The sequence below is a fragment of the Rheinheimera sp. genome (assembly GCF_020217005.1).
Lineage (GTDB): Bacteria > Pseudomonadota > Gammaproteobacteria > Enterobacterales > Alteromonadaceae > Pararheinheimera.
The window spans coordinates 1-10,000 of record NZ_JAIWOI010000044.1 but is presented as its reverse complement, the minus strand read 5'-3'; the positions used below and the strand labels follow the sequence as shown (position 1 = coordinate 10,000).

The following is a 10,000-nucleotide window of genomic DNA, read 5'->3' as shown; positions in this document are numbered from 1 at the left end:
CGATTGGATGTATTTCTGATGCCAGTGTTTCACCTCTTCTTTTAATTGAGCGATAGTGCGCTTGCCCGCTTGTGGTCTGCGATAAATTCGTTTAACTGCAAAGCCGACATTCGTTTTATTCGAAATCCAATGTAGTGAACAACCGCAATTCGCTCAAAGCCGTCCTTAAAACCAATCAAAATATAAGTCGCAGCGCCAGTCCAGACTCCATACGGATTGTCGCTGCGACAGAATATAACCCCTTCAGCTACAAGCTGTTTTTATCCAGCCGATTGTGCTCAAAAATCTCTAGGGCGGCGTATAGAAAACCGAACATACCAAGCGCCAGTGCAATGGTGCCGACGGATAAGTCTTTTAGAATACCAGGGCCGCTGTAAGAGTAGCCGACCAAACCCAGCAGCAGAAACAGCAGGATTATCAGGCACTCGGTTTTCTGACAACAAGCTGTTTTCAAAGCAAAAGTTTGCTGATAGATTTGTTTTTGTTCTGTTGCAGAATATTTAACATCAGGTTTCACAAGCAAAGGGAATTGCATCTACCTGCGGACGCTGTGTTGTAAAGCCGCTACCCGAACTCCTTCATTGTTGTGCCAACCTTAATTGGAAACTAAGCCTGAACCGCAGCGCTGACTGCGGGGGCCGTGTATTTGCATCATTCTTAAAAAAGACAAGGGGCGTTAATGAAAGCATATGTAGTGTGGTTGTCGGTTTTTATCTGGTCTTTACCTTTGTGTGCAGGCAGTCAAGTCGAGCCTGCCTTTATCCAGATGTTTAACGAGGGCAAGCGGGCTCAAATTATTCAGTACCTTAGCGAGCATATGGCAAAGAGCCAGCTCGACACTTATGGCCTTGATGCTCAGGTGGATATGTTTCTGGGCGACCAGGCCACCTATGGCAAACTGACCTTTGTCAAAACCCTGCCAGACGCTGATGGCAATGATGTGTTTGAAGTGATTTCCGGGAACAATCAATTTAAATACAACCTGACCATTAACAAAGAGCCACAAGAACCGCACAAAATAAACTACTTTGAGTTCCTCTCTGCTGGTGCGGTTGACCAAGCCAAAACGCCGGTATCCGCCAGGGAGTTTGCACAGGAGCTTTCAGGCTTTCTCAACAACTTAGCCAGTCATGACGCATTTTCTGGTGCTGTTTTGGTGGCCAAAGGCAAAGAGGTGATCTTTAAAGACGCCGTGGGTTTTGCTGACAGGCGCTGGAAAGTGAAAAACACTGTGGATACCCGATTTTCATTAGCGTCGATGAACAAAATGTTTACCGCTATTGCGGCCTTGCAGCTGATTGAACAAGGCAAGCTGAAGTTTGATGACAAACTGATCCAGTTCGTCGATAAAAGCTGGCTGCCAATGAAACATGCCGAGGCTATCACTATCCGGCACCTACTGACTCATACCTCAGGCTTGGGCAATTTTTTTAATGATGAGTTTATTCAAAGCAATAAAGAGATCTACAGAGACTTAGCCGGGTATAAACCCTTGATTGCCAAGTCGGAACTGTTATTTACGCCGGGCAGCCAAAACCGTTACAGCAATTCCGGCATGCTGATGCTGGGCTTAGTGATTGAAAAAGTAAGCGGTGAAAGCTACTACGACTATATCCAGAAGCACATCTACGACAAAGCCAACATGCCTGGTTCGGGCAGTTTTGAACTTGATTCGACCACAGAAAACATAGCCTCTGGCTATTTAAAACGGATGCACAGCGACGACTGGGTCGACAGTGTGTACACCAGAGAAATTAAAGGCAGCCCGGCTGGTGGCGGCTTTTCCACCATTGACGATTTATACCAATTCGCGTTGGCACTGACCGAATTCAAACTGCTGGGCAAAGCACTGACGGAGCAAGCTTATTCAGCCAAAACAGAGTTTAATTCTGCCCCCTGGTATGGTTATGGCTTTGCTGTGGGTGGCAAGCCGGACAATCGCATCGTGGGCCACAGCGGGGCTTATTTGGGGGTCGATAGCAGGTTAGATATTCACCTTGATAAGGGGTTTGTGGTTGTTATTCTGGCCAACCAATCCGGTGTTGTTGGCCCAATGCGCAGAAAAATTAACGAGTTAATAGCGCTTTATCAGTAATACGCCCAGCACCAATGGTCAAAGCCGGACTATTGGGGCTGTGTTATTGTCCTTTTGCAGAGCTAGCACTATTTGACTTTGGGCCTACATTTGCGTCAATCCTGGCTTTGTGTGTAAGGTATATGTCTGGCTCAGTTCACGAGACTACCAACACCTGACATCTTGCTTCATTGCGTTTCAACCATAAAACGCCTGACTGGAACGGAACAGCCTGCGCCAGACAGCTGCATCGATATAACCAAGCGTTATAGCTGAGTAATTTCAAGTTCAATTATTTAGGGAGAGCACATAATGAATCAATTTAAAACCTGGTGGAACTCAGTGCCTAAAACTCAGAAGGTGGGCCTAGTCGTATTAGCAGCATTTGTTGCTGCTGTTGTTATCATGAGCTTTGGTGTAACTATAGGTTCGTCTGTGGGCAAAGTGCTCTAAGTATATTGCCCTGGTCAAACGATTATTTTCGTACTATCTAAAGCAGCAGCTAAGCGCACTGCTGGCTCCTGCCAGGGCGTTATCAGGCAGTTTAATAACCCTATCAAGGCCAGTGATGGCTAGTGACCTAGCCTTCAAATTACAGTGCTTTTTACAGTAAAAAGCAGCCCTCCTACAGGCTGTTTTTATCCAGTCGATGATGCTCAAAAATCTCTATGGCGGCTTTTAGAAAACCGAACATGCCAAGGGCCATGACTATGGTGCCAACCGATAAGTCTTTCAGAATACCAGGGGCGCTGTAAAAGTAGCCGACTAAACCCAGCAGCAAAAACACCAGAATCATCAGGCACATAAGACAGATCATCAGTTTACCTTTAGCGGGGTTTTGCCAGATGTTTTGTGACAAGGTGTTCTGCATTTTTGTGGTGTCCTGTAAGGACGAGAAACTGATGCCAAGGCCCATAAAAATCAGCGCTGTGTTGAGGCTGGTAAAAATGATCGACGGGTTGGCTTTTAGTGCAGCAAAACCTGCCAGATAGGGGCTAAAAGCAAAGTAGAGAGCAGTGAACATCAATGGGTACTGCAGGTAACTCAGGTAATGAAACGCCAGTTTAAAGTTCATGAAGTAGTCCCTGTGTGTGAAAGACTCCATGCTCGCTGATTTTCGCTTTGTTGTCATCTGTAATTTTTTTGTTAGATTTAAGTTGCAACAAAAGAAACTACAGAGCGCCGCCCCCTACCCCAATAACCTCTGTCTTAGCGCTCTGGCATAAGTGCGGCTTACTTTAAGCACCTTGCCATTGAGTAAAATAGCCTTGTATTCAGAGTTACTCAGCGGTTGCAGGCTTTCGATATAGCTCAGGTTCACAACTGTCGATTTATGAATACGGACAAACACATCGGGCAGGCGCTCGTCGATCAGGCTTTTGAGCCTGGCCCGCATTACATGGGTTTCGGCTTGGGTATGCACGCACATATAGTCACCGGCGGCGTCTATCCAGATAATGTCCTGATAAGGAATCAGCTGAATCGGGTTGCGGCCGTCCTGGATCACCAGTTTCTGACGTTCTATGCAGTATTGTGATTGATTGGCCCCGGTGTCTGCGTCAGTTTCGTTGTGTTGCAGCGAGCTCTGCACTGTATTCTGCTCAAGGCTTGCGCTTTCAGTTTGCGTGATGTCGGCCACAGCTGAAAGCAGTTGCGCTTTGTCAGCGCGAACGGCGTTCAGTTCGCTCACTCTGGCTATAGCTTCTGCTAATCGATCAGCTTTCACAGGTTTTAATAAGTAATCCAGAGCCCGCACTTCAAAAGCTTTCACCGCATGTTGATGAAAGGCCGTGACAAAAACGATGGCCGGACACTGTTCGGGCTGCAACTGGCGAATAAGGTCAAAGCCTGTTTGCTCTGGCATTTCGATATCAAGAAAAATCAGCTCAGGCATTTGCGCGTCAATGCTACGAACCGCTTCAGCAACACTGTGGGCCTCGGCTATCACCCGGATCTGCGGAAAAGCTGCCAGCCTCAGTCGCAAGCCTTCAATGGCGGCTGGTTCGTCGTCTACGATCAGCGTATTAATGATGCTCAGATTATTCACCTTGTTGGCCGCCCGCTAATTCTTTTGGAATGCTGATTTGAACCCAGGCGCCCTCTTGCTCCCTGTTACCAAAACTTAAGGTGCTTTGGTTGGGGTAAATCAGCGCTAAACGTTCTTCACAATTGTGCAGGCCTATACCGGCAGATGGGCCGCCCGTGCCGCTTTCTGGCTGGGGGCTAAAGCCACAGCCATTGTCCAGCATGCGGATCAGCAGCTGGCCATTCTGTTGACTAAAGCTGACCGAAATAGCGTAACTTTGCTGCGACATTTTCATGCCATGTTTCACGGCATTTTCTGCCAGAGGTTGCAGCAATAGCGAAGGCACCAGCAGGTTCTTCACCTCATCGTCCGCCACTATGGACACATTCAGTTTGTTTCTGAAGCGGCACTGTTCGACGTCAAAGTAGGTTTGTAAAATGTGAATTTCTTCCGCCACTGTCACTTTGGCTAAAGGGTCTGTGTATAGGCTGTAACGCAACAAATCACACAGCTTTTCCAGCATAGACACGGCGTGCTGATTGTCCTGCTTTAAAATTAAGGTGCAAATGGAGTTAATGCTGTTAAACATAAAATGTGGATTGAGCTGATAACGCAGCATTTTTAACTGGGCTTCTTTGGCTAAATGAATGGCCTCAGCCGCTTTTTGTCGCTGCTGCATGGTTTCAAAGATAGCTTTGGAAGCGTAATACAAGGCTGTCCAGGTCAATAACATGGTTAAAGAAGCCGAGTTCCAGGTACCAAAGTCAAACCAGGTCATGGCTTGCCAGAACTGGCCATACAACCACTGCAGCGTCTGCCATTTCCACTGAGTCCAAACCAGGCAGCTTAGTAAAATCACTGGCAAATGCAGCAGAATTTTTTCCTTCACCTGCCTGGTACTGCTGCGGCGGTACCAGTTTCTTAACAACAGGGTGAGCAGAAAGCCAAAGCTGGTATCCAATAACAGATGCGGCAGGCCCACTTGCCAGGGTTCCTGGCTGGGAATTTTGATCATCAGAGCTGTCAGTAAAGCATACACAGCCCAGCCGCCACATTGACAGAGCCAGAACAATTGATTACGACTTAATGATTGCAACACTATGTTTTTCCACTTCGAAAGAAACAAAAAATGGTGCCGCTGCCGACACCACTTTTTATTTATTCACTGTTATTCACCATTTTGCTGTGATCGGACAGGTCAGTTGGCGCAACTGATCTGCACAGTGCCATTGGCTGCTGCACTCTGTTGTGCAGTCAGCACCATCTCAGCCACAGCCAGGCTATGTTGCCCGCTGGAGCTAAAGATCAGAGCATCTGATACGCGTTTTAGCCTGGAATTATCCGTACAATCCAGCGCCACCTCGACAGTATGCCATACTCCGGCTTTTAACGGTGTCAGAGCTTTAACCAGCGACAGCTCACGCTGACACAGTCCTTGCTGATCACAGAGCACGCCCAGGTTCAGTTCCGCCGGCACTTGCTGATCAACCCGCAAGCTCAGACGCAGGGCTTTGGCTTTGCTGAAATCGCTGGCAGCCACAGGCTTCAGATACCGCAGGCTGGCTGAAGCTTTGGCCGCACTATTCCAGCGCAGCTGTCGACCGTCTTCCTGATAGGACAAGTTGACCGATTGCATCGCCAGGCTTGTGCCGTCTGCACTCACACCATAAGGAGTAGTAATCAAAGTGGCGTTTTGCGCAGCGCTGTTGCCAGTGCTGTTGTCAGACAGCACCCAGGCCATATCCGCAGCTAAATTGCGGACAAAAAGTGGCTGTATACCATCATCACTGCCAGCGACTGCAACTTTGGAGCCTTGTTCTGTAAATTGGCCCAGGTCTTTCTTGTCGGCATAAGTTAAGCCGTAGCCGTATGCAAATAAGGGGTCATAATTCGCATCGCCTTTATTCAATACAAATTGGTGATCGTACTTCGGCCAGGAAAAACTTAGCTTGCCCTGGAAATCATAACGGGCTTTGCCTGCATTATCGGCCAGCAGCACGTCCGCCACACCTTGCCCTTCTGAACCTGGTAACCAGGCCACGACAAAAGCATCGGAGGCGTTGATCTCTTTATTGGTCCACAAAGGACGGCCAGTTAAAAACACAGTGACTACCGGAATGCCCTGCTGTTTTAACTTTTTAATTAAGGCTAAATCAGTCTTGTCGCCATGCTGGTATTCCAGTTGCTGAATATCGCCAAACCATTCGGCATAAGGTTTTTCACCTATCACCACCAGCGCGACATCTGGTTTTTTGCGGTAGTCACCATCGACAGCCAATTCCACCTGACCACCTGCGGCTTCCACCTGCTGACGTATGCCCTGGTAGATCGACGTGGCATTAGGGAAATCGGCATTGGTGTTGTCTGTGCCCTGCCAGGACACACTCCAGCCACCGGCCTGTTTAGCAATGTTATCAGCACCATCGCCAGCCACCAGCACCCGGCTTTTCGGCGACAACGGCAATATCTGCTGGTTATTTTTCAGCAGCACCAACGACTTACGTACAGCGTCCCGAGCTAAGTCTTTATGCGCCTGACTGTTAAATACCGCATTTGCTCCGGACTCAAGCCGGCTGGACGGTTTACCACGCGACAGCAAACCCCAGCGAATTTTTGCCCGTAAAAAGCGACGCACCGCATCATCAATACGTGCTTGCGGAATAATGCCCTGCTCTACCTGACGAATGGTATTGTGGTAAAAGGCTTCGAAGTGCTCTGGCACCATCAGTACGTCGACACCGGCATTAATAGCGCCGGCACACTGCTCTAAATCACAACCTTCCACAAATTTATGGGCGTTCCAGTCACTGACCACAAAGCCATCAAACCCCATTTGGTTTTTCAAAACCTCGGTCAGCAGGTACTGATGACCATGCAAACGCACACCATTCCAGCTATTAAAGGACGCCATCACTGACTGCACACCAGCTGCAATAGCTGTCATATAACCTGCGGCGTGAATATCACGCAGGCCTTGTTCGTCAATCAGCGTGTCGCCACGGTCTATACCTTTTTCAGTACCACCATCACCCACAAAGTGTTTGGCTGTAGCAATACGGCCAAAACCCTGCAGAAAATCTTTGCCCAAAGTGCCTTGTAAGCCCGACACCATCTGGCCAGCATAAGCTTTGACTATGGCCGGATCTTCAGAGTAACTCTCATAAGTGCGGCCCCAGCGGTCATCCCGCACTACGGCGACCGTAGGGGCAAAACTCCATTCAATACCTGTAGCTGCGACTTCTTTGGCTGTGGCTACCCCAATACGGTGGATCAATTCCGGATCATGGGCTGCACCTAAGCCAATATTGTGTGGAAACAAAGTGGCGCCATAGACATTGCTGTGGCCATGCATAGCGTCTGTGCCCCAAATGGTTGGGATCCGGCTACCGTCCTGGCTGGCATCCACCGAAGCTTCATACATTTCGTCGGCATATTTTAACCAGACGTCCGTTGTCGCTTGTTTTCGACCATAAGGTGCAGTATTGCCGCCGTTGAGATAAGAACCAAAGCCGTATTTACGCATTTGCGCGACGGACAAATAGCCAATTTCCGGCTGGATCATCTGCGCCACTTTTTGCTGCAGAGTCATGCGCGCCAGGATCTGGTCCAGTATGTTTTCCAGTTCCGGGTCGCGTTTTAAGCCGGTATTAACAAAAGGCCACTGCACTGCAGCAGGTTGAGTTTTTGTCTCTGCAGTGGCCCCGCTTTGACTTGCTGTGGCTTGAGCTGAGGTAGCAGCCAGTATGAAACTCAGCACAGCCAGACTTTGCTTTTTGTTGCGGTTTTTATTGAGAGATTTAGTGATCCTGGTACTGATCATCAATAGGTTCCTTCGCGTGGTCACGGCGCACCACCCAATCTGCTGTGAAACGCCGGATAAAAAGAAACCGCTCAGTACGACGGAGCGGTTTCTGCATTAGTAAGAAAGCTTAGAAATTAAAGCCTGCGCGTACACCGTAATACCTTGGCATATTAAAACTGCCTTTCGGGAAGCCTTTGCCTGTATTACTCCATTGCTGCACTGTTTCGTCTGTGGCGTTGCTGACAAAAACCTCAGCAAACCATAGCTGACCCACAGGCTCATATTTTAGTGAAGCATTGGCAAAGGTATGGGCGTCTCTGCGATCGTCTATGTAAGCAACGGCTTCGTCAGACACTGCAAAGTCCATATCGTCCAGATGTCTGTCCACGTTCCAGATGGTGTTGTAGGACTTATCTTTCCAACTTAAGTTAAACCAACCATGGATAAAACCGTAACTGCCCAAATCAAAGCTATGGGTGTAGCTTAAGTTGGCGGTGTATTTGGGTACCATCGCCAGTTGATTGCCTTTGAGGTTGGTGGTTAGCCTGTCGTTTTCCGGGTCAATCGACTCTTCATAAGACAAACCAAACAAATACTCCGGGTCGTAATCCCACTTGGTGATCCAGTCTTCAGTCACCTCGGCGTCCGTGTAAGTGACATAACCATTGATACGGCCAGCTGGGTACGGCTTCCAGTCAAATTCCAGTTCTAAACCTTTGATGGTCGAACCCGGCACGTTTTGGGTGTAGTAAGCCACCACCGGCATATTGCGGTAATCAAGCACAGGCTGACCATTGGCATCCAGCACAGGGCTGCCATCCGGGTTTTCGACCGGAGCCAGTCGTTCCACAGTGCCAACAGAACCTACTGAGGCATACTGCATATCTGTGTAGTCGGTATAGAAAAACACAGCTTGCAAGTTCAGTGAGTTGTCTAACAAGCTGGTTTTTGTGCCCAGCTCGTAGGTCACCACTTGTTCAGGGTCAAACTGGGTTTCAATACGTTGTACCTGACCTGTTCTGTCATTGACCACTTCGAATACGTCACCTATGCCACCAGCTTTAAAACCTGAGGCCACATAACCGTAGACCATAGTGTTTTCCGTCAGATCATAATCCAGACCTAAGCGGAAATCGTGGTTGCGCCAGCTGCCTTTATTGTCATTGGCAAAAGAGGATTTATAGATAGACGGATCTTCAAATGCATTGGTTGGCAAATTGGATAAGACTGTACGGTTATACCAGCCCGGTGCACAACCATCGGCATTGGAACAACGTAAAGTACGGCCACCTACGTCTTCTTTGGTTTCGTCGCTGAAGCGATAACCCAGGGTCAGGTGCAAATCAGAACTTAAGTTGTACGTTGCCTGACCAAACACAGCCAAAGCGTCGGTAGAGCGGTCGGGCTGGTCCCAAAATGCCTTGTCATCCATAGGGTTGTCGTAATAACCCACTGTGGTGGTTTTTTCATGGAACAGGTTTACACCAGCTATCCAGACTAAATCACCCAGTTCATCCGACTGCAACTGCAGCTCAGTGGAGTAAGAACGTGCTCCAGTGCCATCGAGGAAAAACATAGCGCCGTCCCACACATCCAGCCCCGTCTCAATATCCTGAGCCGATTGGCGCTTCATATCCTCATAACCTGCCAACCAGACCAGATCTAACTCGTCGGTCAGTTCATAGTTTAAGGTGTTGCGCAGATAGGTGATATCCAGCTCCAGCTTACCCGGCACGTTCACAACAGCCTGATAGGTATTGTCGCTGGGTAAAAAGTTAGAACAGTCGCCCCCCATTTCTGTTGATCTGCCACGCAATTTGTCACAGTTGACCATATCCACTGAGCCGGCACTGTCATTTTTGTAATACTGGAACACCGTATGGTTAGAGAAATTACCTGCAGCAGGTTCCCACAAGGTGCTGACGCGGAATGAATGTTCATTGGCGTTATTGTAAAAATCGCTTTTATCCGCAGCGGTTAAAGCCCGCACTTTTTGCGCTTCAGGATCTGTACCTGCCGCATCTATCCACCAGTTTTCGCGCTGGGTTAAAGTTTGGCCTATGCCCTGATAGGAGCCTTCGGCAATAACCGGAGCGTC

Annotated in this window: 8 protein-coding genes; 2 read left to right on the top strand and 6 right to left on the bottom strand. The window is 48.6% G+C overall.

Annotated features, from left to right (window positions below; translation table 11 throughout):
- Positions 1-247: 247 nt before the first annotated feature.
- Entirely contained in the window at positions 248-535 is a 288-nt protein-coding gene (locus LDL40_RS02245) for a hypothetical protein (RefSeq protein ID WP_300993364.1), read from the bottom strand.
- A 144-nt stretch (positions 536-679) separates the two neighbouring features.
- Between LDL40_RS02245 and LDL40_RS02240 the strand changes: the two genes are divergently transcribed.
- Together LDL40_RS02240 and LDL40_RS02235 are read left to right on the top strand one after the other, a co-directional pair.
- Complete coding sequence (locus LDL40_RS02240; protein ID WP_300993362.1) at positions 680-2,095, top strand: serine hydrolase; 1,416 nt, start codon at positions 680-682, stop codon at positions 2,093-2,095.
- Between the two features lie 291 nt (positions 2,096-2,386).
- Positions 2,387-2,527 (top strand): hypothetical protein, encoded by a 141-nt coding sequence (locus tag LDL40_RS02235; RefSeq protein ID WP_300993359.1) that lies wholly within the window; start codon positions 2,387-2,389, stop codon positions 2,525-2,527.
- A gap of 172 nt (positions 2,528-2,699) precedes the next feature.
- Here LDL40_RS02235 and LDL40_RS02230 read toward each other — a convergent pair whose 3' ends face one another.
- The 5 genes from LDL40_RS02230 to LDL40_RS02210 all read right to left on the bottom strand — a co-directional run.
- Positions 2,700-3,149 carry a hypothetical protein gene (locus tag LDL40_RS02230; protein ID WP_300993357.1) on the bottom strand — a complete coding sequence of 150 codons (450 nt, stop codon included), beginning with the start codon at positions 3,147-3,149 and terminating at the stop codon, positions 2,700-2,702.
- A gap of 114 nt (positions 3,150-3,263) precedes the next feature.
- Positions 3,264-4,121, bottom strand: a complete 858-nt coding sequence (locus LDL40_RS02225) for a LytTR family DNA-binding domain-containing protein (RefSeq protein ID WP_300993355.1) — start codon at positions 4,119-4,121, stop codon at positions 3,264-3,266.
- Positions 4,114-5,199 (bottom strand): sensor histidine kinase, encoded by a 1,086-nt coding sequence (locus LDL40_RS02220; RefSeq protein WP_300993353.1) that lies wholly within the window; start codon positions 5,197-5,199, stop codon positions 4,114-4,116. Before LDL40_RS02220 ends, LDL40_RS02225 begins: the two co-directional genes overlap by 8 nt.
- Positions 5,200-5,298: 99 nt before the next feature.
- Positions 5,299-7,920, bottom strand: a complete 2,622-nt coding sequence (locus LDL40_RS02215; RefSeq protein ID WP_300993350.1) for a glycoside hydrolase family 3 protein — start codon at positions 7,918-7,920, stop codon at positions 5,299-5,301.
- 109 nt (positions 7,921-8,029) lie between these two features.
- A partial coding sequence (locus tag LDL40_RS02210) for a TonB-dependent receptor (RefSeq protein WP_300993347.1) occupies positions 8,030-10,000 on the bottom strand: 1,971 nt, incomplete at its 5' end.